27 protein-coding genes are annotated in these 22913 nt (G+C 60.8%); 12 read left to right on the top strand and 15 right to left on the bottom strand.

The features are described 5' to 3' along the window. The first annotated feature begins 123 nt into the window (after positions 1-123). On the top strand, positions 124-330 hold the full coding sequence (locus DL237_RS18405) for a heavy-metal-associated domain-containing protein (RefSeq protein ID WP_119400555.1): 207 nt from the start codon (positions 124-126) through the stop codon (positions 328-330). 51 nt (positions 331-381) lie between these two features. Here DL237_RS18405 and DL237_RS18400 read toward each other — a convergent pair whose 3' ends face one another. Genes DL237_RS18400 through DL237_RS18380 form a run of 5 tightly spaced genes read right to left on the bottom strand, consistent with a single transcriptional unit; the run spans position 382 to position 4554 of the window. Continuing rightward, positions 382-1110: a DsbA family protein gene (locus tag DL237_RS18400; RefSeq protein WP_119400554.1), complete on the bottom strand. Its 729-nt coding sequence runs from the start codon at positions 1108-1110 to the stop codon at positions 382-384. Positions 1111-1125: 15 nt separating this feature from the next. Continuing rightward, positions 1126-1587, bottom strand: coding sequence for a c-type cytochrome (locus DL237_RS18395; RefSeq protein WP_119400553.1), 462 nt, complete (start codon positions 1585-1587; stop codon positions 1126-1128). Further along, positions 1587-2978 carry a multicopper oxidase family protein gene (locus DL237_RS18390; RefSeq protein WP_119400552.1) on the bottom strand — a complete coding sequence of 464 codons (1392 nt, stop codon included), beginning with the start codon at positions 2976-2978 and terminating at the stop codon, positions 1587-1589. The genes DL237_RS18395 and DL237_RS18390 overlap by 1 nt, the downstream gene beginning before the upstream one ends. A 48-nt stretch (positions 2979-3026) precedes the next feature. After that, positions 3027-3968 (bottom strand): c-type cytochrome, encoded by a 942-nt coding sequence (locus tag DL237_RS18385; RefSeq protein WP_119400551.1) that lies wholly within the window; start codon positions 3966-3968, stop codon positions 3027-3029. Between the two features lies 1 nt (position 3969). Further along, complete coding sequence (locus DL237_RS18380) at positions 3970-4554, bottom strand: c-type cytochrome (RefSeq protein ID WP_119400550.1); 585 nt, start codon at positions 4552-4554, stop codon at positions 3970-3972. A gap of 94 nt (positions 4555-4648) precedes the next feature. Between DL237_RS18380 and DL237_RS18375 the strand changes: the two genes are divergently transcribed. After that, positions 4649-4864, top strand: a complete 216-nt coding sequence (locus tag DL237_RS18375; protein WP_119400549.1) for a hypothetical protein — start codon at positions 4649-4651, stop codon at positions 4862-4864. A gap of 84 nt (positions 4865-4948) precedes the next feature. On the opposite strand, the gene DL237_RS18370 is transcribed toward DL237_RS18375, so the two are convergent. Both DL237_RS18370 and DL237_RS18365 read right to left on the bottom strand, forming a co-directional pair. Beyond that, positions 4949-5407 carry a c-type cytochrome gene (locus DL237_RS18370; protein ID WP_119400548.1) on the bottom strand — a complete coding sequence of 153 codons (459 nt, stop codon included), beginning with the start codon at positions 5405-5407 and terminating at the stop codon, positions 4949-4951. A gap of 31 nt (positions 5408-5438) precedes the next feature. After that, positions 5439-5993, bottom strand: coding sequence for a L,D-transpeptidase (locus DL237_RS18365; RefSeq protein ID WP_119400573.1), 555 nt, complete (start codon positions 5991-5993; stop codon positions 5439-5441). A gap of 196 nt (positions 5994-6189) precedes the next feature. On the opposite strand from DL237_RS18365, the gene DL237_RS18360 reads away from it, so the two are divergent. The 4 genes from DL237_RS18360 (at position 6190) to DL237_RS18345 (ending at position 10641) form a co-directional block, all read left to right on the top strand. Next, positions 6190-6483 carry a DUF2933 domain-containing protein gene (locus DL237_RS18360; protein ID WP_119400547.1) on the top strand — a complete coding sequence of 98 codons (294 nt, stop codon included), beginning with the start codon at positions 6190-6192 and terminating at the stop codon, positions 6481-6483. A 298-nt stretch (positions 6484-6781) separates the two neighbouring features. Continuing rightward, complete coding sequence (locus DL237_RS18355) at positions 6782-7531, top strand: DsbA family protein (protein WP_233545057.1); 750 nt, start codon at positions 6782-6784, stop codon at positions 7529-7531. Continuing rightward, on the top strand, positions 7516-9642 hold the full coding sequence (locus tag DL237_RS18350) for a protein-disulfide reductase DsbD family protein (RefSeq protein WP_233545056.1): 2127 nt from the start codon (positions 7516-7518) through the stop codon (positions 9640-9642). Before DL237_RS18355 ends, DL237_RS18350 begins: the two co-directional genes overlap by 16 nt. Positions 9643-9705: 63 nt before the next feature. Continuing rightward, a complete protein-coding gene (locus tag DL237_RS18345; protein ID WP_119400545.1) occupies positions 9706-10641 on the top strand; it encodes a cation diffusion facilitator family transporter in 936 nt (311 codons plus the stop codon). Between the two features lie 84 nt (positions 10642-10725). Here the strand turns inward: DL237_RS18345 and ccmI are convergent, their stop codons facing one another. The 7 genes from ccmI to DL237_RS18310 all read right to left on the bottom strand — a co-directional run bounded on the left by ccmI (position 10726) and on the right by DL237_RS18310 (position 17502). Next, positions 10726-11889, bottom strand: coding sequence for a c-type cytochrome biogenesis protein CcmI (ccmI, locus tag DL237_RS18340; RefSeq protein WP_233545055.1), 1164 nt, complete (start codon positions 11887-11889; stop codon positions 10726-10728). Then, on the bottom strand, positions 11886-12362 hold the full coding sequence (locus DL237_RS18335; RefSeq protein WP_199672154.1) for a cytochrome c-type biogenesis protein: 477 nt from the start codon (positions 12360-12362) through the stop codon (positions 11886-11888). Before DL237_RS18335 ends, ccmI begins: the two co-directional genes overlap by 4 nt. After that, a complete protein-coding gene (locus tag DL237_RS18330; RefSeq protein WP_119400544.1) occupies positions 12359-12922 on the bottom strand; it encodes a DsbE family thiol:disulfide interchange protein in 564 nt (187 codons plus the stop codon). Before DL237_RS18330 ends, DL237_RS18335 begins: the two co-directional genes overlap by 4 nt. Before the next feature lie 6 nt (positions 12923-12928). After that, positions 12929-14929 (bottom strand): heme lyase CcmF/NrfE family subunit, encoded by a 2001-nt coding sequence (locus DL237_RS18325; protein WP_119400543.1) that lies wholly within the window; start codon positions 14927-14929, stop codon positions 12929-12931. Between the two features lie 124 nt (positions 14930-15053). Continuing rightward, positions 15054-15374 carry an SHOCT domain-containing protein gene (locus DL237_RS18320; RefSeq protein ID WP_233545054.1) on the bottom strand — a complete coding sequence of 107 codons (321 nt, stop codon included), beginning with the start codon at positions 15372-15374 and terminating at the stop codon, positions 15054-15056. 17 nt (positions 15375-15391) lie between these two features. Beyond that, positions 15392-16780, bottom strand: a complete 1389-nt coding sequence (locus DL237_RS18315; protein WP_119400542.1) for an ATP-binding protein — start codon at positions 16778-16780, stop codon at positions 15392-15394. Further along, entirely contained in the window at positions 16780-17502 is a 723-nt protein-coding gene (locus DL237_RS18310) for a response regulator (protein WP_119400541.1), read from the bottom strand. The genes DL237_RS18315 and DL237_RS18310 overlap by 1 nt, the downstream gene beginning before the upstream one ends. A 169-nt stretch (positions 17503-17671) precedes the next feature. On the opposite strand from DL237_RS18310, the gene DL237_RS18305 reads away from it, so the two are divergent. From DL237_RS18305 to DL237_RS18285, 5 genes are all read left to right on the top strand, one after another. After that, the gene (locus DL237_RS18305) at positions 17672-18247 is read left to right on the top strand and encodes an EF-hand domain-containing protein (RefSeq protein ID WP_199672152.1); all 576 of its coding nucleotides are present in this window, start codon (positions 17672-17674) and stop codon (positions 18245-18247) included. Positions 18248-18418: 171 nt separating this feature from the next. Further along, on the top strand, positions 18419-18805 hold the full coding sequence (locus DL237_RS18300; RefSeq protein ID WP_119400540.1) for a DUF302 domain-containing protein: 387 nt from the start codon (positions 18419-18421) through the stop codon (positions 18803-18805). A 43-nt stretch (positions 18806-18848) separates the two neighbouring features. Next, positions 18849-19535: a TVP38/TMEM64 family protein gene (locus DL237_RS18295; RefSeq protein ID WP_119400539.1), complete on the top strand. Its 687-nt coding sequence runs from the start codon at positions 18849-18851 to the stop codon at positions 19533-19535. A gap of 120 nt (positions 19536-19655) precedes the next feature. Further along, positions 19656-20579, top strand: a complete 924-nt coding sequence (lgt, locus tag DL237_RS18290) for a prolipoprotein diacylglyceryl transferase (protein WP_119400538.1) — start codon at positions 19656-19658, stop codon at positions 20577-20579. 44 nt (positions 20580-20623) lie between these two features. Beyond that, positions 20624-21232: an RNA polymerase sigma factor gene (locus DL237_RS18285; protein WP_233545053.1), complete on the top strand. Its 609-nt coding sequence runs from the start codon at positions 20624-20626 to the stop codon at positions 21230-21232. A gap of 71 nt (positions 21233-21303) precedes the next feature. On the opposite strand, the gene DL237_RS18280 is transcribed toward DL237_RS18285, so the two are convergent. After that, complete coding sequence (locus DL237_RS18280; protein WP_233545052.1) at positions 21304-22200, bottom strand: DMT family transporter; 897 nt, start codon at positions 22198-22200, stop codon at positions 21304-21306. Between the two features lie 106 nt (positions 22201-22306). On the opposite strand from DL237_RS18280, the gene DL237_RS20500 reads away from it, so the two are divergent. Beyond that, on the top strand, positions 22307-22507 hold the full coding sequence (locus DL237_RS20500) for a hypothetical protein (protein ID WP_147405375.1): 201 nt from the start codon (positions 22307-22309) through the stop codon (positions 22505-22507). Positions 22508-22913: the final 406 nt, after the last annotated feature.

The following is a 22913-nucleotide window of genomic DNA, read 5'->3' as shown; positions in this document are numbered from 1 at the left end:
TTCGCAATATAGATAGGGCTTCCACTGGCTGGAAGGTCAACCCTGTCAGATTTTTTTCTTTCGACCTTGACCTTCCTGTGCTGGAAGCACTCACCTGAAGCGAAGAGAGAGAAGGAGACGGAGATGACGAACTTCAATGTTCCAGGCATGAGTTGCGGGCATTGCACCGCAGCAATCGAGAAGGCGATCAAGGCAATTGACCCCACGGCGACCGTGTCATGCGAACTGCCGACGCACACTGTTTCGGTTGAAAGCTTTCTGAGCGAACGCGCAGTGTCCGAGGCGATCCGCGATGCCGGTTACGAGGTAGCTGCGCCCGCCGCAACCTGACATCAGCGCGGCGCCGGCTTGCCCGGCGCCGGTTTCACAAGGTCGTGGCGGTCAGCCGCCGTCGCGCGTTTCCTCGACAACAGATCTGAGCTGTTCCTCGTCCACGAATCCGGGAACGAGGGTCTCACCGATCACGAACGACGGTGTTCCATTGAAGCCGAGTGCTTGCGTCAGACGCATCGAGGTAGCGATGTGTTCCTCGACTTCGGGCGCGTCCATGTCGGCGCGAAGCTGTTCGACATCCAGACCGATCTCTTCCGCGACCCGCAGGACCGAGGCTTCCTCGGCACGTCCCTGCATTCCCATCAGGGCCCAGTGGAATTCCTCGTACTTGCCTTGTTCGCGCGCCGCCAGGGCGGCCTTGGCGGCAAACACCGAGCCTTCGCTCAGAATCGGCCATTCGCGATAGACCAGCCGGACGTTGCGGTCTGCTTCGAGCAGCCCCTGGACTTCAGCCATGGCGCGTTTGCAATAGGGGCAATTGTAGTCGAAGAACTCGACCACGGTGACGTCGCCATCGGGATTGCCGAGAACCGGCGCGTTTGGGTCGCGTTCAAGCAGATCCCGCTCGTTTTCCAGTACATCTGCCACTGCGCCGGCCTGAGCGGCCGCTTGCTCGGCTTCCAGCAGTTGCACGGCCTCCATGATGATCTGCGGGTTTTCCCTTATGGCTTGCAGCGCCAGTTCCTTGATCCGCTCGTCGGTCAGGTCCTGTGCCGTTGACTGAATGGGGCCGAGTGCGAGCCCCAAAGAAATTGCTGCGATTTTGATCGAGCGCATTTCAGTTCCTTCCCGCTATTGGCTCTGACCGCTTCGTTCGGCCTGAATGGCGCGCTGACGTTCGGGCCAGGTCGATTTGATGTAGGCAATGATGTCCCAAATTTCGGGGTCCGAGAGCTGCTCGTCGAAACCGGGCATACCGCTTTCAAACTCGACACCCTGGCGCGCGAGCGCCGCCTTGCCCCCGAGTTTCGTGTAGTCGAAAAGGACACTGTCGGAATGATGCCAGGTATGTCCGGTATCGTCATGGGGCGGTGCGGGCAAAACGCCATCGGGTCCGGGCGAGCGCCAATCGGGCTGTCCCTCCAGGTTCGCCCCATGGCAGGCCGCGCAATACTCCGTGTAAAGCGTCTCGCCCCGGACAATATCGTAGGTTTCGGGTGTGGCTTCGGTCTGAGCACCGGCCCGGGTCATCAGCCAGCCTCCAGCTGCCGCCGCGCTCAAGACGATCGCCGACAAGGTAAGATATCTGCCCATCACGCAACCCTGATCCAGGTCATCATGCCAGAGGCCGCATGGCTGAGCATATGGCAATGAAACAGCCAGTCACCCGGATTGTCGGCGACGAAGCCGATCGTCCTGGTCTCGCCCCCGAACATTAGCAGCGTATCGCGAAGGGGGCCGAGGGTTCCGCCCTGGCCGATCTCGCGGAAATGCATCCCGTGTAGGTGCATCGCGTGGGGGAAGGACGTGTCGTTGTAGATTTCGAGTTTGGCGGTCTGACCAAGTGCAAGCTCGGCAAGCGGAGTCTCGGTCATTCCGATAGTGCCATTGAAGGCCCAGAACTGGTTCGCATTAACAAGTTCCCGGAAAGACTTGCGCTCGCCATCCAGAACAGCTGCGTCCAGCGTTCCCATCGCTCCGCCCTGCATGTTCAGTCGCACCGGAACAGCGCCATGGATCTCGCCCACTTCCATCTTCGCATTGCGGGGAAGGGCACCGGGAATGTCGCGTCGTGCGGTCGATGCCGAGCCGCTAACCGGGAAGGCGACCTGCGAAAAGCCCTCCTGGTCCTCGACCCGAACCAGATGCGCGGTCTCACCTGGCTCCGCGGTCACGTCGACGATGAGGTCGGCGCGTTGACCCGGACCGAGGATGAGCGCATCAATCAGTGGTTCCGCCAAAGCCAGGGGCATCCCGTCCAGCGCGATGCTCCAGCCCTGCAATCCGGCAAGGGACAGCACAAAGATCCGCGCATTGGCGGCATTGATCAGTCGCAGGCGCAGGCGCTCGTTCTGCCGCACTTCGAGTGACAGGGCAGGGTGCCCGTTGGTCGCGATGAAATTGCCTCGGCGGCCGGCGTGGCTGCGGTCGTGGACTGCCTCAAAATCCGGATCGATTTCAGCGGTTTCCGGATCGAGCAGCCAATCATCGAGGATCAGCACTTCTTCCCGGTCCACCTCCGGTGTCTCATCCTCTTCGACGATCAACGCACCGTAAAGGCCACGTGCGACCTGTTCGACCGACCGGTTATGCGCGTGGTACCAATAGGTCCCTGCGTCCGGCGCGACAAAATCGTAGTCGAAGGTCTGACCCGGCTCCACGGCGGGCTGGGTCAAGCCTGCGACCCCATCCATGGCGTTGTCGATACGGATGCCGTGCCAGTGTACCGAGCTTGCCTGTGGCAATGCGTTCCGGAACGACCGCTGCACGCGTGCGCCTTGAGTGACCCTCAGTTCGGGGCCGGGCATGGTGCCGTCATAGCCCCAGATTTCGGTCCTGGGGTAGGACGGCGGTGCCAACTGAATTGAAGCTGCGCGCGCTGTGAGTTCCTCGAACCGGGCGGTTTGGGCGCGGGCCGAAACGGGTAGGGTCAGGGCTCCGACCGTTGCCGCACCGTGCTTCAGAAATTCCCGCCGTGTCGTCATTTTTTCATTGTCCTTTGATTGGGTGGGGCGCGGAAGCGCCCCACCATGTCAGTCCAGCACTGGACCGGAAGCTGGTATGGAGGCGATTTCATCCTCGGGCGCGAGATTGCTGTCCAGAAGATAGGTCGCCATGGCCCGCAGATCATCTTTCGACAGGAACCGGGTTCCATTCTGCACGACTTCGCCCATGCTTCCCCCAAAGACATCGCCCGAAGGCGTGACACCGCTTTGCAGCGCGTAGGACAAGTTCGCGACCGTCCAGCCACGTTCCGCCAGATCCTCTGGAAGGATGGACGGAGCCTTGTTTCCGCCCGGCAGCGCATCGTTGCCGGCGAAGACGGCGCTTGCGACCCGGGCACCGGCCAGATTGCGGCCCGTGTGGCAGGCGCCGCAATGCGTGGCACCCCTGACGAGTTCGCGCCCCCGGTTCCAGGTTTCACTCTTCCCCTCGACCGGCTCGGTTTGCGGGTCGCTCAGATATGCTGCACGCCAGAGCTTCAGCCCCCATCTCTGATCGAAGGGGAATGTCGCCTCGTGGACAGGGGCGGACTCGGCGGCAGGTGCCACCGTCTGGAAAGCCGCCCAAAGGTCCGCGATGTCCTGATCCGAGAAGTCCGCATAAAACGGATACGTGAAGGTCGGGTAATACGGCTCGCCCTCGGGCGAGATACCCTGCCTTACCGCCATTGCGAACTGCTCGACGGTCCAGCCCCCGATCCCATGCTGGGCATCGGTTGTCAGGTTTGGCGGATAGAAGGTTCCAAAGTCAGTCTCAAGCGGGGCGCCACCCGCGAGTGGCGCCCCGCCATCCTCGAAATTCGTATGGCATGCGATGCAGCCACTGGCGCGCGCCAGATATGCACCGCGCTGGACATCGCCCGCCAATTCGATCTTCGCCGGTTCCTGGCCGACCGGCCACATCACCAGCGCGGCTGTCGCGGCCGTACCCACAAGGGCAAGCCCGACAACACCTGCAATAACCTGCCTCATGTCACTTGGCCTCTGTCCGGAACCGCGTGTGACACGAAGAGCATGTGTCGCTGACCATCGCAAAGACGGCATCGGCCGGCATTTCAGCGAGCTCTTCCCGGCCCATAGTAGCGTCGGCCATCATCCCGCCTCCGCCCATCATGTCACCAGAACCCATCATGGCGTCGCCGCCCATCATCGCACCCGCATCGGCCATGCCTCCCTCATAAGAGGCGAGCCCGTTCTCGGCGGCGAGAGCGAGCCCTTCGGAATAGGTGTGCAGCTGTTCCGCAAGGCCGGTGAAGGTGTCCCAGTCCTCCCAAATGGCATCCTTGACGTAGGATGCCGCATTCTCGTTGTCTTCGGGAAACAGTTCCGTCATCGCGTTGCCCGCGTGCGCGCCGATCAGTTCGGCGGCTTGGCGGACCGCCTCCGCCTCGTAGGCGGCCTCGCCGCTCATCATCGGGGCGACGGCCTTGACGGCGTCGCCCATGGCCGACATCGCGACCATGCGTTCCTTGACGATGCCGGTTGCGCCGCTATGCGCCAGCGTGGCCGATGCAACGCCAATTGCCAATGCGGCAGTGATCATCCCTTTGGTTTTCATATTCTGTTCCTTCGTCTTTCACTGTTCGATTTCGCAATTTCGATCAGACGAAATCTCGTGGAGGCGGAGGGTCATAGGATAAGTCGGTGCCTTCATGGGAAGCATGACGGACACGAAACTTCTCACCGTCGATCCCGACACCTTGGAGCAGGTGTTCCGGTTGAATCACTACAGCTGCAAGCGCGCAATCGAGGCCTGGGTGGCAGTGGCCCAAAGCCTCTTCGATCAGGTTGTGGGGGTCATGATCATCGCCGGTCGTCCCATGCGCTTCTGCGACGACCCCCACATCCTCTGCGTGTGCGTCGGCTGATTGCGGCGCCAGGCCAAATGCAACAAGCGCGCAGAGGATCGCTGCGCGCAAGACCATGAAGGGAGAAAGCCCGGCGTACATACGCTAGAAAATACCGTTTTCTGCCTGAAGTTCGCGCACATAGCGCGCGATCATCTTGACGTCGGCATCGGTAAGCCCCTCGACGGGAGCCATGTTCCCGAAATTCCAGTGATGGGCTCTGACGCCGTTCTTCGCCGCGAGCACGAAGGCCATGTCGGAGTGATGATTGGGCTCATAAATTTTATGTACAAGTGGCGGCGCAACGCCATTCTGGCCTGCAGCATTCGCGCCGTGGCAGGTTGCACATTTCGCCTCGAAGGCACGTTTACCGATCTGCGCTTCAGAGGACAGCTCCGCGGGGAGCGCGACCTCCACAATCGGTGCCCCTTGCGCGATCTCGCTCGTATCCGGCGTCACCATGGAGTGGCCAGCTGTTTGTTGGGCAGTTTGCGTCGCGTTCCAGTAGACCGCCAAGCCGCCGATCAGCAGAAAGGCCAAGACGGCCAAAAGCGTTTTGTTCATTTTTGCGGTTCCTCGCAGACGTCAGTCCGGCTCATATCAATTTGACCTGTGTTCCGACCGGCGTTCTGTCAAAGACTTCGACAATGTGCTCGTTATAAAGCCCGATACAGCCGTTCGACGATTTCCTGCCAATCTTGCGTGTGTCATTCGTACCGTGGATACGATAATATTGCCACGTAAGGTGCATCGCGCGAATGCCAAGCGGGTTCTCAGGCCCCGGCGGCACATACCTTGGAAGGCTCGGGTCGCGCTCGATCATCGATGGGGTAGGGGCCCAGTCCGGAGCTTCGTCCTTGAACACAATCTCGGTGTAGCCGCGACGCGTGAGTTCATCGGACTGCGGAACCGAGGTCGGATAGATGCGCATCGCACCATCGTTGGTCCAATGCTGGAGAACCTTCGTGGTTGTGTCCGAGATGATAATACCCTTGCCCAGGGAATCGAAGTGATCCTGCCATTCGTGGGTGCGGAAAGACGAAATGTTGCGTCGCGTGAGCGCTGCTTCTTGAGCTCGAAGTATCGACGGTGCTGCCAACGCAAAAAGACTGCCGGTCGCACCTGCGATGAACCGACGGCGGTCGGTCATGGTAAGGGCATGCTCTGCCATAGCCTGCTTGCTCCGAATTCCTGCCTGTTTCGCGTGCTTAAACGACCTTCCAGTACTGGAAGGTCAAGCGATCCCTGTCTGACATAAGAGTGATTTTTGTATCGGTTTGTAACGTTGACCTTCCCGTGCAGGAAGCCGCTAGCAATTGCGCGAGGACCGAAAGAGAAATGACCAAATGAGAGCTGAAGACGAAAAGAATGCCAAGCCGGCATCAGAAATGTTGATGAAATACGGCATGTGGATCTGCTGTGCGGTAATGGTGTTGCCGATCATGGCCTATCTTGTAGCCGGTGGGATATCAGGCGCTTCCGAAGGTCTCTTCGCCGTCGCGCCACTCCTTCTGTGTGTCGGAGCGCATCTGGTCATGCATCGCATGATGGGGAAATCCTGTCATGGGTCGGCACGAAAAAAAGGTGCCGGGTACGAAGCCGATGGCGTCCGGGAAACTGCGAAAATTGCAGCGGAATAGGATCGGCCGTCTCACCTTGCGCAACCTCTCTCCCCTAGCCGCTGTCTTCTTTCTGGGTGCTTGCTCGACATCGCTACAGAATTGTCTCGATGCCAATGCGGCACGACTGTCGACCAGCGACACATCAGGACAACTTCCTCAAGGCTGCGTGGCAAGAGAGGCGGGAACGAGTGGGCTGATGATCCTCAACTGCAAAGATGGTCGCGAGGGTTTCCTGTTTCGTGGCAAATTGATCGAATAGATTTGGACAAAATATTGAAATGGGCGAGCCAGGGTGAACAGGGAAAGACGAAACACGTTGCTGGTCGTATCCGGAGTGGCCGCGGCATATGCCGCCTTTCGAATTGCTCCCGGCTTCGGCCGCGATGACCTGGTTTTTGAAGAGATCGATGATCCCGCAGGGTTTCAGCGCTTGACCGCAGGGCAGAGTTCGTCCGGTTTCGATCCGTTCGTCGGGCTGGAAACTCAAGAAGATGCCGACAATCTCGCAGCGGCCGAGATCAGGGCAAGACAGAACATTTGCGCCGCGCTGTATCACGACCTGCCGACGACGGCAGACGAAGTGCCCGTGGCGTCATTTTCCGATTACTATTGTCCGTATTGCCGCGTTCAGACCAAACGCCTCGCCGCCTTGGAAGCGCAGACGGGCAGCGGGATCCGCGTAAGCTGGCACGAATTGCCATTGCTGGGCGAGACCTCGACGCTTGCGGCGAAAGCGGCGCTGGCAGCGAGAAACCAGGGGGCTTATCCTGCATTCCACGAAAGGCTTATGAGATCGCCGTTTCAAGCGACCCCCGAATATCTTCAATCTCTTGCCAATGATATCGGCGTCGATCATGCAAGGCTGGTCGCGGACATGGACAGCGACCAAGTTCTGGAAGATCTCGAAATCAGCGCAGCGATCGCGCGTATCTTCGCGTTCATAGGCACCCCTGCAATGGTGATAGGCCGAACAGTCATCCAAGGTGAAGTCAGCGAGCGAACGGTTCAGGCGATCGTCGCGAGAGAACGTGAGGAAGGCTGGGGATCGGCATGTCGGGTGGCTTGAAGAAGCGCATAGCATCACTTTGCGGCAAGGCTTTTCCTGTCCTTTTCGCCCTGATTGCCATCTTAGCATTCGCCTCGATGGCCGCGGCGGCCGAGTCGGAAAGTTTCGCCAACCCGGCCGTCGAGGCCCGTCTGATAACGGCGGAGAACGGCGTCGGTCCGGATGCGGCGTCGATTTCGGCAGGTCTTCATTTGCGGCTCGGCAAGGACTGGAAGACCTACTGGCGTTCGCCGGGCGAAGTCGGATTGCCGCCAACGATTGACTGGACCGGATCGGAGAACGTCGCGGAGACGAACTTCCTGTGGCCTGCGCCCAAACGATTCACCGCCTTCGGCATCGAGAATTTCGGTTACCAAGACGAGGTCGTGTTCCCGATCCGGATCACGCTATCGGAACCTGGCGGGCCGACGCGTCTAAACGCGCGGGTGAGCCTGCTCATCTGTTCGACGGTTTGCGTCCCGCAGGATTTCGCGCTGTCGCTGACCCTGCCGAGGGCGAGCGGCATCGACAAAGACGCTGCGACGCAGATTTCGACCTACGCCGCACGTGTTCCAGATGATGGCACAGACAGCGGCATCGGGATCGAAACCGCTCACCTCGATGCGTCTATGACAGCTCTCACGGTGACCGCGCGCAGCGATGTTCCGTTCGAAGCCCCGGATATCTTCCCTGAACTGGGCGAAGGCACGGCGTTCGGAAAACCGGACGTTCGTTTGGGGCAGGGCGACAGACTAGTCTGGGCAAGGCTCCCTGTCCTTGCCGCAGCCCCGGATTTGCCCGAGTTGCAGATCACGGTGACGGACGGCAGTCGCGCCGCCACCTTGCAGCCCGCGCTCTCCGACGCGCCGCCCGAGCCGCCCTTCAGCATCGCCGCGGTTGTGCCCGGCATGGGCGAGTTGGCGTGGATTGCGGCCATCGCATTCCTCGGCGGGTTGATCCTGAATGTGATGCCCTGCGTGCTTCCGGTGCTGTCGATCAAGCTTTCCTCTGCCATCACGTCCGCCGGCCAATCCCCGGCCCGGATTCGCACCGGGTTTGCCATCTCCGCTCTTGGTGTCCTGGCCTTCATGTGGGTGCTTGCCGCGGCGACGCTTGGCGCCCGAGCATTGGGTTTGACTGTGGGGTGGGGTCTGCAATTCCAGAGCCCGGTCTTCTTGGCAATTATGTTCGTCGTCCTGGTGGTCTTCGCGGCCAATCTCTTTGGCCTGTTCGACATTGCGCTGCCGACGTCTTGGCAGACCCGGCTTGCCCGGGCGGGCGGCGGAAAAGGCTATGGCGGCGACTTCGCGACCGGCGCGTTCGCCGCGATCCTGGCCACGCCATGTTCGGCGCCTTTCCTTGGGACCGCGGTGGCCTTTGCCCTGGCCGGGCGGTCCATCGATATCGCGGTGATCTTCACGGCGTTGGGGCTGGGATTGTCCCTGCCGTACGTAATCATTGCCGCGTTTCCACATCTTGTCGGACGCCTGCCAAGACCGGGGCAGTGGATGATCGTGCTCAAGATCGTTCTTGGCCTGGCGCTGGCTGGTACCGCGGCCTGGCTTTTCTGGGTTCTGACCGGCGTGGCTGGACAATGGACCGCCGTCTGGGTCGGGGCGCTTAGCCTCAGTGGGGTGGCACTCTTGTCGCTGCGACGGGTACCCGGGATGGCGAGGGTTCTGGGAGCAGCGGTGTTGTCAGTGGTTTCCGTCGCGCTGGCGGGATATCTTTCGGACGCCGACAAGTCCACCGCCGTCGCCGGAACCGAATGGGCTGAATTCGACCGCTCGGCTATCGCGCGGCACATCTCGATCGGGCAGGTTGTCTTCGTGGACGTCACGGCCGACTGGTGCCTGACCTGCAAAGCCAACAAGGCGCTGGTTCTCGATCGTGACCCCGTCGTTTCGAGATTGCGAGGCTCCGGTGTCATCGCCATGCAGGCGGACTGGACGCGCCCAAGTGAGACCATATCGCGCTATCTGGAAAGCTTCGGGCGCTACGGGATTCCGTTCAATGCCGTCTATGGACCCGGAGCCCCGGACGGCGTCGTGCTGCCCGAACTTCTGTCAAGCGAAGCCGTTCTCGAGGCACTGTCGGACGCCGGTTCCGGACGGGCCGCCGCAACACAATAGAGGCGCGGATCACCAGAAACACCGGTCATCGGCAATCAGGGCTGAACAGGAAAGGATCATTCGATGCGGGAGGCTCCAAAGAACGCCGCGGTCGCCCATGCGGGCCACATGCCGACGAGCGGGCGGGGGTTGGTGATCTCGGCCTGGTTGACTGGCATTTACTTCGTGATCGAGCTTGCCATCGGCCTTTGGACCGGCTCCATCGCCGTGATCTCGGACGCATTTCACACCTTCTCAGCCGTGGGCGGCGTGCTTGTGGCGCTGGCGGCGGCCCGATTGGCTCAGCGACCTGCCAGTTCGGATCTAAGTTTTGGCTGGTTCCGGTCGGAAATCCTTGGAGCGCTGATCAATGGCGGGTTCCTCCTGGGCATGGCGCTCGTCGTGATCTACATGGCTTCAATGCGGCTTGGGTCGCCCATCGACCTTCCGACGGGACCGATGCTGTTGGCGGCGGCCGGGGGGCTGGTGACAGAGTTCATATCGCTTGGCCTGATCTGGAAACAGAGCCGCAGCGACCTCAACACCCGCGGTGCACTCTGGCACATCGTGCAGACATTTGTTGGCAGTCTGCTGATCATCGTGACGGCACTGGTGATCGAGTTCACAGGCTTCCTGCTGATCGATCCTATCCTCGGCATGGCTTTCGGGTTTGTACTGATTTGGGCGAGCTGGGGTATCCTGCGCGATGCAGGGCGCCTGCTGATGGAAGGAACACCGAAAGAGATCGACCTGGATGAAGTCGTGGATGCATTGGCCGCTCTCGAGGGCGTCAGGGACGTTCATCATGCCCACGCCTGGACACTGACGAGTGGACGGAACGTATTTTCCGCGCATCTGCGCATTCGCGAAGACATCGACAGCGGGGTCATACTCCAAGAAGCCCATGCGATGCTGAAATCGCGGTTCGGGTTCTATTTTGTGACATTGCAAATCGAAACCAACTGTCTCGATGAAGCCGGGGCCGAGGAGATTGACGTTATGGCGAAGTCCGCGCCATAGACCGGAGGATTGCGGCGGCACCTGAATCGCCGCCAAGGATGGCGTCCGACATTGCGGGACAAAATCTCGGTGAAGGTTCGCTGGCTATCCGCCAAGTTCGGCAAGCGCATTTCGAATTGTTTCAGTTCGCGGGTCATCTGGCCGCAGGTCCCCGGCCAGCCGCTCCGCCGCCTCGTAAGCGTCACGCGCGTTCTGCGTCTCGTTCAGGACACGATACGCGTTTGCCAGGCGCAGCCAGCCATCGAGATCGTCGGGCTCCTCGGCCAGACGCTCGGCGAGGCGATCGACCATCGACCGAATGAAGGCGGCCCTGTCAGCCTCGCTCATCTCGGAGGCCGCCGCCACGTCGTCCTCCGTGGGTCCGCGCGCACCGTTGCCAGCCACTGGCGCGAAAGAGGCGAGGCTCAATGGGGCGCGCCCGAGGGTCTCGCCAATCCGATTGGTCTGGGCGATGAAGACCTCCATCCATGGGGCGGGACCCTTGGCTGCATCGAGGCGAGACACTAGCAGATCATGCGCTTCCTCGCTGTCGCCAGCCTGATCGAGAGCGATTGCCTCGTAAAATGTGGCTGCGGGATTTGTGGGATCCATTTCACGTGCGCGCCGGATCGCGTTCCGGGCTTTTGGCGTCACGATGCCGTCTTCGGCAGCGACAAGCGCCTCGGCATATTGCGACAGCACCGCAGAGGAAGCGTCGTCGCGCCCGATCACCTTTTCCATGGCCAATGCTGCGTCGTCGTATTGACCCAAGCGCATATAGGTCTGCCCGAGCAGCATCCAGCCCTCTGACGGGCCGCCGCTTGGATCGCTTTGAAGGCGTTCGAGCAACCGAACGGTCAGTTCGGTGATCTGCGCCTGTTCCGTGCGCTCTTCCTGCCGATCCGCGAAGGCCACAGCTGGAATATCTGGCGAACCGAGCCCGACATAGAAGAGGCCCGCGACCAATGGAACAACGAGGGCCGAGGCCCATAGCGCGGCGCGTCCGCCCTGAACCTTGCGGTCATTTCCAGAAGGCACCCGGCCCAGTTTCAGGAGCCGCCGTTTGATCTCGATCCGGGCGGCTGCCGCCTCCTCGTTCGAAATTAGTCCCCGTTCCATCTCCCGATCGACCTCGCGCAACTGGTCCGAGAGGACAGCAACCGCGCCCGCTCTCCGATCTGTTCCAGGGATGCCAGGCTTGCGCAATGGAAAGAGCATCAGGATTGCCGCGACCGACGAGAGAAGGGCGAAGAAGACAAACAGTATCATGACTTTTCTCCGGCTTCATCATCGAGCAACGCAGCAATCGTGCCTTCTTCATCGTCGCTGAGTGTGCCCTCGACAGCGCGCTTTCGGCTGCTGCGGAGCACGGTGAACACGGCCCCGGTGCCGATCAGAAAAAACACACCCGGTGCCAGCCAAAGCGGGTAGGTCTCGGGCTTGAAGGGCGGTTTGAGCAGCACGAAGTCGCCATAGCGCGCCTGCACGAAATCCACGACTTCCGCATCGGTATCGCCAGCGACAAGCCGCTCGCGGACCAGTAGCCGCAAGTCGCGTGCCACCCCGGCGTTTGAGCTGTCGATGTCCTGATTCTGGCAGACGACACAGCGCAGATCCTTCGATATCTCGCGGGCTCGCGCTTCCAATACGGGGTCGTCCAGAATCTCATCAGGCTCGACGGCTCCGGCTGAAAAGGGCAACATTGCCAGCGTCAGCGTGGCGGCAAGAACACTGATTCTCATGAGTTTGCTCCGATCTTGGTTCTTGCCTGAGCGAGCGCCGTGGCAAATTCCGCCTCGGCGTCGGCGCCCACGATCGGGCCGACATAGCGGTAGAGGACTGTTCCGTCGCCCGCGACGATAAAGGTCTCGGGCACTCCCGATATCCCCCACTCGATACCCGCGCGACCGTTCAAGTCCGATCCGATCAGTTCATACGGGTTTCCAAGGTTATCCAGCCACGCGCGAGCATCCTCGGGTTTGTCCTTGTAGTTGATGCCAAACAGCCTGATGCCGTCCCGTTCAACCATGCGGGTCAGCACGGCGTGTTCCGCTCGGCAAGGCACACACCAAGACGCAAAGACATTCACCACGACCGGTTCGGGGTTGCCGATCAGGTTTTCCCGCGACAGCCCAGGAACGCCGATGCCCTCGACCGGTGGTAGATCGAAGGTCGGCGCGGGTTGCGAGATCAGGACCGACGGGATGGCATTGGGATCGCGGTCGGGATTCAGCCCCCACAGAAAAAAGGCGCCGAACACGAGGGCGATCAGGATGGGCAGGGCCGCAAGGGTGCGTCGCATGTACTCTTACTCCGCGGGTGTGGCGACGGACGGCGGTCGCGCGACGCGACGCGGGGCGCCGACACGCAGGCGCCTGTCGGAGAGCGACAGGGTGCCGCCCAGTACCAGCATGACCGATCCGATCCAGATGAAGTTCACCAAGGGTTCGTAGAGGATGCGAAGCGTCCAGGCGCCCTGATCGGTGGCGGTCTCCGAGGCCGGTGTGGCCAGCGAGGCATAAAGATCGCCCGCAAGCGTGGACCTGATCGCCGACTCGGTCGTGGTGCTTTGCGCGACGGGGTAAGAACGTCGCTCAGGGTAAAGCGTGGTGACGAAATTCCCCTCCCGGCTCACCACAAGCGTGCCGCGATCGGCGATGTAGTTCGGACCGCTCACCCGTTCCACACCGTCAAAGCGCACGTCAAATCCGGCAATCTGAATGACGGAACCCGGCTGGACAAAGACGATCTCTTCGGATTTCCAGGCGCTGGAGCCGACAAAGCCCAATATCGCCACCGCCAGGCCGGTATGTGCAAGCGTCATTCCGTGTGACGCGCGCGGCAGGTTTCGGGCGCGTCGTAATGCGTCGGTCAAACTCACATCGAAGAGCCTGATACGTAGCGCCCATTCGCGCAGCGTTGCAAAAAGCAACCAGGCGGCGAGTGCCACAGAAAGATAGGCGAGAACCGGTCCGCCGCGGGTCAGATACCACGTGGCAAGCCCGGCAAGTCCGGCCAGCACCGCGGCGAAACGAAGGCGTTGCAGGACACCTTTGAGATCGGCCCGCTTCCAGGACAGGAACGGTCCTATACCCATAACCAGGACCAAAGGCAGCATCATGGGCACGAAGGTTGAGTTGAAGAACGGCGGCCCGACCGAGAGCTTTTCGCCGGTCAACGCTTCCATGAAAAGTGGGTAGAGCGTGCCGAACAAGACGGTCCCGGTGGCGGTAGCAAGAAGAAGATTGTTGATCAGCAGGCCTGCCTCGCGGCTGACGGGCGTAAAGAGGCCGCCGCCCTCCATAGCCGGCGCGCGCCAGGCATAAAGCGTAAGCGAGCCTCCAATTGAAATTCCCAGAAGGCCAAGGATGTAGAGGCCACGTTCGGGATCGACGGCGAACGCATGTACGGATGTCAGAAGGCCCGACCGCACGATGAACGTTCCCAGAAGGGAAAGCGAAAAGGTGAGGATCGCAAGAAGGATCGTCCAGCTTTTGAAGGCGTCGCGCTTTTCTGTGACGATCGCCGAATGCAGCAGCGCTGTACCGAGAAGCCAGGGCATGAAGCTGACGTTCTCGACCGGATCCCAGAACCACCAGCCGCCCCAGCCCAGCTCGTAATAGGCCCACCAGGACCCGAGCGCGATGCCCGCCGTAAGGCTCATCCAGGCTGCGAGGGTCCAAGGCCGCACCCAGCGGGCCCATGCAGCGTCGACCCGGCCTTCGATCAGAGCGGCAACAGCAAAGGAAAACACGATCGAGAAGCCGACATAGCCGAAATAGAGCAGCGGCGGGTGCATCGCCAGACCGACGTCCTGCAAAAGCGGGTTCAGGTCGTTGCCGTCGAGCGGTGGAGGAAAGACCCGCTCGAACGGGTTCGACGTCAGCAGCAGGAATGACAGAAAGCCGGTGCTTATCCAGGCCTGCACAGAGAGCGTGCGCGCCTTGAGCGCCTCCGGGATGTTCGACCCGAACAGGGCCACACCGGCCCCAAAGGCTGCCAGGATCAGCACCCAGAGCAGAAGCGACCCTTCATGGCTGCCCCAGGTGCCCGCTATCTTGAAGAGCATCGGTTTGAGCGAGTGTGAATTCTCGACCACATTGGCCACGGTGAAATCACTGACCACAAAGGATCGCATCAGCGCCGCGAAGGCGAGACCTATAAAGACGAGTTGAGCAATGGCCGAGCTACGGGCGCTTCGCATCCACAAAACGTTACCGCGTACGGCGCCGAGCATGGGCAGGACGCTCTGCACCAGGGCGGTGCCAAGGGCGAGGGCGAGGGCAAATTGTCCAATCTCGGGTATCATCGAACTTCCTGGTCTTTCGGCAATCGACAGAACGGGTGCGGCCTTCCCGGGCGGGAAGGTCAATAGCGGTGAACCAAATGGCGGCTCACATTAGTGTGGGAAAGTCAGGCAATGGGCTTCGCTTTCACGAGTCCAGCTTCGCTTTTCGACGCTCGTACTCCTCCTCGTCGATTTCACCTCTGGCATATCGCTCACGCAGGATATCTTCGGCATTCGATTTGCCGCCTGGTCGGGACCCGGCGGAGAACCCCCGGACAGCGAACACGATCAAGGCGATGATCGCGCCCCAGAACAGAAGCATCATCAGTCCGCCGAACATTCCGAAACCTCCACCCCACATCATGTGGCCGAAACCGTCGCGCCAGTTATCAGCGGGGTCGGCGAGTGCCGATCCGGCAGAGACTACAAAGGCGAATGGAATTGCGATGGTTATATTTCTTGTCATTTCAGGCCCCTTTCTTCCTAATCAGGTTTGGCTTCGCGTGGCAGCGTTACGGTCGCGCGTAGACCGCCTTCGGCGCGGTTCGCCAGCGTCACGTCGCCGCCGTGGGCCCGGATGATCGTTCGTGCGATCGAAAGACCGAGGCCAGTGCCGCCCGTTTCACGTGAGCGGGATTTTTCGAGGCGGAAGAAGGGCTCAAACACCTGCTCGAGATCGGCTTCGGGTATTCCGGGGCCACTGTCGGAGATAAGGATCTGAACATCCTCCGCGTCATGTTGGTAGGTGACGGTCGCGCCTTTGCCGTAGCGCTGTGCATTCTCGATGATGTTGCGCAGGGCGCGCCGTACCGAGTGAGGCCGCAACCGCACGCTGATGCTCTCGGAAGCATCCAGGTCGAAGCCGTCGATCATATCAGCCTGCAACTGGCGCAGATAGCTCGCCAAATCCACCGTCTCATAGACCTCTGAACTCGCCATGCCACGCGCAAAGGCAAGCGTCGCGTCGACCATCTCCTGCATTTCCTCGACCGATGCGACAAGGCTTTCGCGTGTTTCGTCCTCCTCGACCATCTCGGCACGGACCCGCATGGCTGTCAGCGGAGAGCGCAGATCATGGCCCAAAGCCGCGAGAAGACGCGTCCTGTCGGCGACGAAGCGGGTCAGCCGAGCCTGCATCCGATTGAAGGCTTGCGTGAGATTGCGCACCTCGTCCGGACCGATCAGCGGCAATTGATCGACGGTCTCGCCACGACCCAGCCGGTCCGCGGCGCGCGACACACGCAAGAGAGGGCCGGTCAGACGGGTCAAAAGAAACCAGCAGGCCGCGACCAGGATTATTGCCGCCGTAAGGCCGAAACTGACGAACGAAACCCAGGGCCATTGCAGCGGCGGGCGCTCGAACCGCGTTCCGACATTCAGCCACTGCCCGTCCGCAAGCGCGATCGAAAGCTGCATCTCGATTGCCGACAGGTCACCGCGCATCATCGCCAGATGCATTTCAGCCATCTCCGGCGCGAGATGCGGCATCGGCAGGACGCCATGCTCGACCTCATGCAGTTCCACGCGGATTTCCCGGTCCGTCGCCCCCCCAAGAAGTCCACGCACGCGCGCTTCCAGGGCTCCGCCGTCCGCGTGGCTCTCGTGATCGACTGCGGGGATCTCCGAAAGATCGAAACGCACCAAGGGCGAATTCGCGGCGCGCAGGATCGCCTGCTGCAAGGATGCCGGCGCTTCTTCGAGCAAGAGCGCGACATTTGCCGCGCGACCCGCCGCCTCGAATCCCAAGGCAGCGCGCACCGCCAGGCCACGCTCGTCTACGAACAAAAACAGGCTTATCGTCTGGGCGACGGCGAGCGCGGCGACGATCAGCAGGACCAGCTGCCCCCGGAGGCTGTCGAAAGGGCGCGGCATCAGCTCAACTCGCGGACATCGGCAGCAAGGCAATAGCCGCCGCCGCGAACGGTTGTGACGATGCGGGGGCGCGACGGGTCGGCCTCTATCTTCCTCCGCAGACGGCTGATCTGATTGTCTATGGTCCGATCAAGAGGAGACGCCGCGCGCCCTGCAGTAAGATCGAGCAACTGATCCCGGTTGAGGACCAAACGGGGCCGCTCAAGAAATGCGACGAGAAGCTTCAGTTCGGATCCCGTGAGATCGACCTGCGCGCCGCTTTCGTTCGTCAGCACCCGGCTGTCGGTATCGAGGACCCACTCTGCGAATCCGATGCGGTGCCCGGACAGTTTGCCGGCGTAGATCTCCGGCGTGGACGAGCGCCGCAGGATGGCCTTTATCCGCGCAAGCAGCTCTCTGGGATTGAACGGTTTGGCGAGGTAATCGTCCGCACCGATTTCCAGCCCAACGATCCGATCCGTCTCTTCGCCGAGCGCCGTCAGCATCAGGATCGGCACACCACCCTTCGCCGAAAGGCGGCGGCAGACTGACAAACCGTCCTCGCCGGGCATCATGACGTCCAGCACGATCAGGTCGAACTGCCCTTTGGCGAGTTTGGCGTCCATGTCGACCGCATCGCGCGCGGAGGTCGCCCGCAGGCCGTTCTTCTCCAGATACCGAGTAACGGACTCCCGGATTTCGCGGTGGTCGTCCACGACAAGGATATGAGGCTGATCGGTCATGTTCTTCCTTTTAGCGATTACCGCATTGGATTCCCGAAGAGAATTGTCACGAAATGTAACAAGGACGACGCTTGCGACGGGGCGATACAAAACCATTGTTTCCCCACATTCCGTCGCGACTTATCGCTGCCATATGACGTTTGTCGAAACCAAACACGAGGAGATCATCATGACACGCAAGACACTGTTCGCGACGGCTGTGCTGGCCGCAACAGCTCTCGGAGGAGCCGCATTCGCCGATTCACATCATGGCCACGGTGCCAAAGACGGCCCGGGTGACCGCGCCGGGATGATGTTGCAGGGCGCCCCTGGCATGATGGGAGACATGGGTGGCATGACCGGGATGATGGACATGATGCAACGCATGCATGGTGGCATGATGGGCGGAATGGGCCCAATGGGCGGTGGCATGATGCAGATGTTCGATGCCGATGGCGACGGCACTGTGACGCCCGAGGAAATGCGTGCCCAGTTGCAGGCGAAACTGACTGAATACGACAGCGACGGCGACGGCGCGCTCTCGATTGCCGAATTCGAAACCCTTCACAGCGCCATGATCCGCGAGATGATGGTGGATCGGTTCCAGTACCTGGACGCCGATGGCGACGGGTCGGTCACGGCCGAGGAGATGACGGCTCCGGCCGACATGATGGAGCGCATGCAATCGATGCGCGAGCGCATGATGCAGACCCAACCCGGTGATGGCGCGCGCATGGGCAACGGTACCATGATGGACGACAACTGAGCGGTCGGCGCCGGCGTTACGCCGGCGCCGCAGATTTCCCGCATTTATGGAGGTTCTGATGATGGGTTTCGGCATGGGCGGTGTCTGGATGCTGCTCGTTCTCGTCTTCGTGGTGTTGGGGATTCTCGCATTCGTCAAATATCTGTCCAAATGAACGAAAGGAGATCTGGAATGGCCTACACCTATGACCGCATTCTGAATGGCACCGGCATCGACGACGCGGAAACGCGCATTCGCGAAGCGCTTGCCGAAAAGGGCTTCGGCGTCCTTACCGAGATCGACGTCAAGGCGACGATGAAAAAGAAGATCGACATCGACATGCCGCCCTACCGCATCTTGGGGGCCTGCAATCCCGGCATGGCGCACAAGGCCATCGGGATCGAGCCACGCGTGGGCGCGATGCTGCCCTGCAACGTGATCCTGCGCGAGGTGAGTGGCGGCACCGAGATCAGCGCCATCGACCCGGTCGAATCGATGAAGGCCATCGACAACCAGCAGCTGCACGACGTCGCGGGCGAGGTTCGCGACATGCTTCGTAAAGCGGTTGATGCTGCTTGATCGCCAATGCCTTGACCTTCCAGCCGCAGGAATGAGCGCGCGAATGGCAGACTCGTCGATATCCCGCCCGGCTGCCAAGGCAGCCATCGCAGCGCTCCTGGTCGTGGTACTTGTGATCCTGTTTTTCGGTCCAATTGCAGATGCAATCGAAAGTATTGATGGTGAGCGCATCTCCGGATGGGTGCAGGCTGCGGGGCCTTGGGGTCCGATGCTTGTCATCGCCTTCATGACGGCCGCCATCGTCGCCACACCAATTCCGAGCGCACCGATCGCACTGGCGGCCGGGGCCGCCTACGGACATACGTTGGGAACCGCCTACATCGTAGCTGGAGCCGAACTGGGCGCACTTGTCGCATTCGGGCTGGCGCGATTTCTCGGCCGCGACGTTCTCGTTCGCTGGCTCGGCGACAAGGTGGACGCGGGCTGGCTGGGGTCGCAGAACGCGCTGACATTCACGGTCTTCGTCAGCCGGTTGCTGCCATTCATTTCCTTCGACATCGTCAGCTACGCGGCAGGGCTAAGCCGACTGCACTTCTGGCGGTTCGCGGTCGCAACCCTCGCCGGAATCATCCCGGCGAGCTTCGTTCTTGCCCATTTCGGAAACGAGGCGGTCAGCGGGAGTTCATCCCGAGCTGCCTGGGCCGCCATAGGGCTGGGTGCGCTGACGCTGACGCCCCTTCTGTTCGTGGCCGTGAGGGACTGGCAAAGACATCGGGTGCGCCATGATTGATCGCCGCTCTGGTGGTGCCCCCTGCGGGTCTTTCAAGCGCCGCAAAGCCTACGAGATCAAAGGCCGGCCGGGGATTGCTGACGGTTTCCAAGTCAAACCCATGCTTAAGGGGACTCGCCGATGCTGACCGCCGCCCTACCATTTCCGGATATCGGACCCGAGCTGTTCTCGATCGAGATCGGCGGCTTCAAGTTTGCGCTTCGCTGGTACGCGCTCGCCTATATCGTCGGCCTGCTGATCGGCTGGCGCATCTGCGTGGCGGCGGTGTCCCGACCGGTGCTGTGGTCCAGGGCCGGTCCGCCACTCGACCGCAATCAGATCGAGGATCTTGTCACCTGGATCATCCTCGGGGTGATCGTCGGTGGACGCCTCGGTTTCGTGTTCTTCTACCAGCCGGAATACTACATGGCCAATCCGCTGGAGATACCGAAAGTCTGGCAGGGAGGCATGTCCTTTCATGGCGGTATCCTGGGCGTTGCCATCGCCGGGCTGGTCTTCTGTCTTCGCCAGAAGGCGTCGCTGCTTAGCGTCGCCGACCTGCTCGCGCTGGCGACCCCACCTGGGTTGCTTTTCGGGCGGCTCGCGAACTTCATCAACAATGAGCTCTGGGGTCGCCCCACCGACGTTCCCTGGGCAGTGATCTTTCCGGGTGAGGCCGCGCAGGATTGCCTCGGCGTCGTTTCCCTTTGCGCCCGCCATCCCTCGCAGATTTACGAGGCGCTGCTCGAGGGCCTGCTACTTGGCACCGTTCTGATCTACCTCGCTTGGCGGCGCGGTTGGCTAAAGATGCCGGGAGCACTCGCCGGGACATTCCTGGTCGGATACGGCGCTGCCAGAAGTCTCGTAGAATTGTTTCGACAGCCGGATACGCAATTCGTAGCCCCCGGAAATCCGGTCGGCCATGCGATCCATTTTGGCGATTGGGGACTGACGATGGGGCAGGTGCTCTCCGCGCCAATGATCCTGATCGGGCTTGCCCTGGTACTGTATGCGTTGAGACGATCGAGAACCGCAACCAAGCAGGAAGCCAGCTTTGTCGCGTGACCCATCGTCGTCACTGAAAAGGAGGAATTGAAATGTGCAACGATATGAAAGGAACTGACCGCGGACCATCGACCGAGACCGCATTGATTGAGGGACGCAAAGCGTTCCTTGGCTTTCTTGCGAAACGCCTCGGCAACCGGGCCGAAGCCGAGGATGTGTTGCAGGAATTCTGCATTCGGGTTCTGGCCAGCAAGGACCAGCTTCGCGATGTCAAACGGATGGACGCCTGGCTTTATGCCATACTGCGCTCGGTACTAAACGATCACTATCGCAAAGCCGCGCGGCGACGGCATCTTGCAGAGGCCGTGGCGGCCGAGCCCCAAGGCTGGGCGGAGGATGCAACCGGTCAGTTGTCGCGGTCATGCAGCTGTTCTGCGGGTCTGCTCCCCGAATTGCGGCCGGCCGATGCCGATCTGATCCGGCGGATAGACCTGAACGACGACGACCGTGCCTCTGTCGCCGCTGATCTGGGACTGACGCGCGGCACTTTGGCGGTGCGATTGCATCGCGCGCGCAGTGCCCTGAAGGATAGCTTGCTAAGCCATTGCGGGATTTGTTGCGAGACGGATCGCGATGACTGCTACTGCCCGCCTGCGGGATGCGGAAATCCCGCGGTGCATTCGAATTGCAGGGAGGACGCCGCGGTGACATGAGCCCACAGGACCTTTCTTTTAATTCTCCGGAAAACTCGGCGTCTACGATTTACCCCCGCTCGCGGTCAATTCTAGATCGAACCTGATAGCGGCTTTTCGCCCGAATCCCGCGTGGCTCCATTCCGCGTTACAAGCACCACACCGATGATTGCCAGAAAAATGCCTGTCATTTTCAGCCAGCCGATGGCTTCACCATAGAACAACACCCCCATTGTCAGTCCGAAAATCGGCACCAGAAAGCTGAAGGCGTTGGCCTGATTGAGCGGCACAACGGTGAGGACAGACATCCAGAGCACATAGACTAGCGCCGATCCGAACAACGCCAGCGCAAGCAAGACAAAAATGAAGGTGAAGCACCACTGGATCGCGAATGGGTCCTCTGTCATGCCAGCGATGATGGCTAGGGGAACGCTGCCAATCAACAGCTGCAACCCCATTGCCATGAGCGGGTCAGTTTTTCCAGCGATCTTCTTTATCATCACATTGCTGACCGTGACGCCCAGGGCGGCGAGTACGATATAGGCTATACCAAGGATATAGCTGTCCTGACCGCCCGAAAACAACTGCGGGGCAGCGATCACAATGATGCCTAAAAACCCGATGAACAGACCGGCCTTGCCGACCGATTGCAATCGCTCGCCTAGTACGATGCCCGCCAGACCGGCCGCAAGCAATGGTTGTGTGTTCGCGATGACAGTCGCAATCCCCGGCGAGACAAACTCGGCCGCGTGAAACATGCCAAGAAACCCGAGGGTGGTTGCACCGATCCCCATCATGCACAACGCTGCCCACACGCCTGCGCCACGTGGCAACGGGCGGCGCAATAGGTATGCCAGACCGACCAGAGCCAAACCGGCGATCACTGCGCGCAGTGTTGCAAAACTGAGGTGTGGTGCCAGCTTGATGCCGACAGTGATCAATGGATAACAGGCGGCCCAAAGCAGCATCGCAGCCACGATCTTGAACAAGGATACGATACTCATGTGAAAACGAATTCTGCAACATGAGCCAACGCCTGCAAGCTCTTGGCAGACATCATTCGGATTTTGCCGGCGCGAGTGTCAAGACCACAAGATGGCAAATACAGCGGCGCGCATGCGCGAGACGGCGGGTTGCCTCAGACCGACTGCATCCGGTTTCGCAGGCGATCCTGGAAAGCGTCTGGCCCTGCACCTCGCAACGTTCGAAAATGTCGGCGTGGTTGTGGTCCATGACTCTGAAAAGCGTTTGCTCCAAGTCTCGGAACAGCTGCACGAGTTCGGCCTCGTCCGCTGAACTCCCGTCGAGATGGCTGCATCGACAAGGCGGGCTGCCGCGGTCTATCGGCGTCACGAAATCGAAAGCGCTCTGTCTCATCCTGGACAACTCCTGTTTGCATCCTGCATTCAATGGAACTGACGTCCGCCTCGGCGTTCCGTTACACGTTCTTCATGCTGTCGACATTTTTGACTATACGGTCGGGCCCTTCCGCTCTGTCACTCCGCAGCACGGAAAGCTGTTCCGGATTCTTTCTAGTCTATTGGCCATACGGGAGATGCTGGATTCACATTTCAAGTGCGACACCGAGTTTCTGAGCGAAGGCCTCGACTGCGGCCGCAGGCCCCTCTGACGGCCTTTGGGATGGTCAGACTCGCTCACATGCGAATGAAGTTGCGCCGATTGCCGGCCCGGACCGGCTGTC

It is taken from the genome of Pseudooceanicola sediminis (genome assembly GCF_003575965.1).
GTDB lineage: Bacteria > Pseudomonadota > Alphaproteobacteria > Rhodobacterales > Rhodobacteraceae > Pseudooceanicola > Pseudooceanicola sediminis.
Note: the sequence above shows the minus strand (reverse complement) of the source record. Positions and strands in the feature narration are given on the sequence as shown.

What these genes read in the sequence shown, in the direction of transcription:
- DL237_RS18405 (WP_119400555.1), top strand. Translation starts at nt 124, where the DNA reads ATGACGAACTTCAATGTTCCAGGCATGAGTTGCGGGCATTGCACCGCA.
- DL237_RS18400 (WP_119400554.1), bottom strand. Translation starts at nt 1,110, where the DNA reads ATGCGCTCGATCAAAATCGCAGCAATTTCTTTGGGGCTCGCACTCGGC.
- DL237_RS18395 (WP_119400553.1), bottom strand. Translation starts at nt 1,587, where the DNA reads ATGGGCAGATATCTTACCTTGTCGGCGATCGTCTTGAGCGCGGCGGCA.
- DL237_RS18390 (WP_119400552.1), bottom strand. Translation starts at nt 2,978, where the DNA reads ATGACGACACGGCGGGAATTTCTGAAGCACGGTGCGGCAACGGTCGGA.
- DL237_RS18385 (WP_119400551.1), bottom strand. Translation starts at nt 3,968, where the DNA reads ATGAGGCAGGTTATTGCAGGTGTTGTCGGGCTTGCCCTTGTGGGTACG.
- DL237_RS18380 (WP_119400550.1), bottom strand. Translation starts at nt 4,554, where the DNA reads ATGAAAACCAAAGGGATGATCACTGCCGCATTGGCAATTGGCGTTGCA.
- DL237_RS18375 (WP_119400549.1), top strand. Translation starts at nt 4,649, where the DNA reads ATGGGAAGCATGACGGACACGAAACTTCTCACCGTCGATCCCGACACC.
- DL237_RS18370 (WP_119400548.1), bottom strand. Translation starts at nt 5,407, where the DNA reads ATGAACAAAACGCTTTTGGCCGTCTTGGCCTTTCTGCTGATCGGCGGC.
- DL237_RS18365 (WP_119400573.1), bottom strand. Translation starts at nt 5,993, where the DNA reads ATGACCGACCGCCGTCGGTTCATCGCAGGTGCGACCGGCAGTCTTTTT.
- DL237_RS18360 (WP_119400547.1), top strand. Translation starts at nt 6,190, where the DNA reads ATGAGAGCTGAAGACGAAAAGAATGCCAAGCCGGCATCAGAAATGTTG.
- DL237_RS18350 (WP_233545056.1), top strand. Translation starts at nt 7,516, where the DNA reads ATGTCGGGTGGCTTGAAGAAGCGCATAGCATCACTTTGCGGCAAGGCT.
- DL237_RS18345 (WP_119400545.1), top strand. Translation starts at nt 9,706, where the DNA reads ATGCGGGAGGCTCCAAAGAACGCCGCGGTCGCCCATGCGGGCCACATG.
- ccmI (WP_233545055.1), bottom strand. Translation starts at nt 11,889, where the DNA reads ATGATACTGTTTGTCTTCTTCGCCCTTCTCTCGTCGGTCGCGGCAATC.
- DL237_RS18335 (WP_199672154.1), bottom strand. Translation starts at nt 12,362, where the DNA reads ATGAGAATCAGTGTTCTTGCCGCCACGCTGACGCTGGCAATGTTGCCC.
- DL237_RS18330 (WP_119400544.1), bottom strand. Translation starts at nt 12,922, where the DNA reads ATGCGACGCACCCTTGCGGCCCTGCCCATCCTGATCGCCCTCGTGTTC.
- DL237_RS18325 (WP_119400543.1), bottom strand. Translation starts at nt 14,929, where the DNA reads ATGATACCCGAGATTGGACAATTTGCCCTCGCCCTCGCCCTTGGCACC.
- DL237_RS18320 (WP_233545054.1), bottom strand. Translation starts at nt 15,374, where the DNA reads ATGACAAGAAATATAACCATCGCAATTCCATTCGCCTTTGTAGTCTCT.
- DL237_RS18315 (WP_119400542.1), bottom strand. Translation starts at nt 16,780, where the DNA reads ATGCCGCGCCCTTTCGACAGCCTCCGGGGGCAGCTGGTCCTGCTGATC.
- DL237_RS18310 (WP_119400541.1), bottom strand. Translation starts at nt 17,502, where the DNA reads ATGACCGATCAGCCTCATATCCTTGTCGTGGACGACCACCGCGAAATC.
- DL237_RS18305 (WP_199672152.1), top strand. Translation starts at nt 17,672, where the DNA reads ATGACACGCAAGACACTGTTCGCGACGGCTGTGCTGGCCGCAACAGCT.
- DL237_RS18300 (WP_119400540.1), top strand. Translation starts at nt 18,419, where the DNA reads ATGGCCTACACCTATGACCGCATTCTGAATGGCACCGGCATCGACGAC.
- DL237_RS18295 (WP_119400539.1), top strand. Translation starts at nt 18,849, where the DNA reads ATGGCAGACTCGTCGATATCCCGCCCGGCTGCCAAGGCAGCCATCGCA.
- lgt (WP_119400538.1), top strand. Translation starts at nt 19,656, where the DNA reads ATGCTGACCGCCGCCCTACCATTTCCGGATATCGGACCCGAGCTGTTC.
- DL237_RS18285 (WP_233545053.1), top strand. Translation starts at nt 20,624, where the DNA reads ATGAAAGGAACTGACCGCGGACCATCGACCGAGACCGCATTGATTGAG.
- DL237_RS20500 (WP_147405375.1), top strand. Translation starts at nt 22,307, where the DNA reads ATGGCAAATACAGCGGCGCGCATGCGCGAGACGGCGGGTTGCCTCAGA.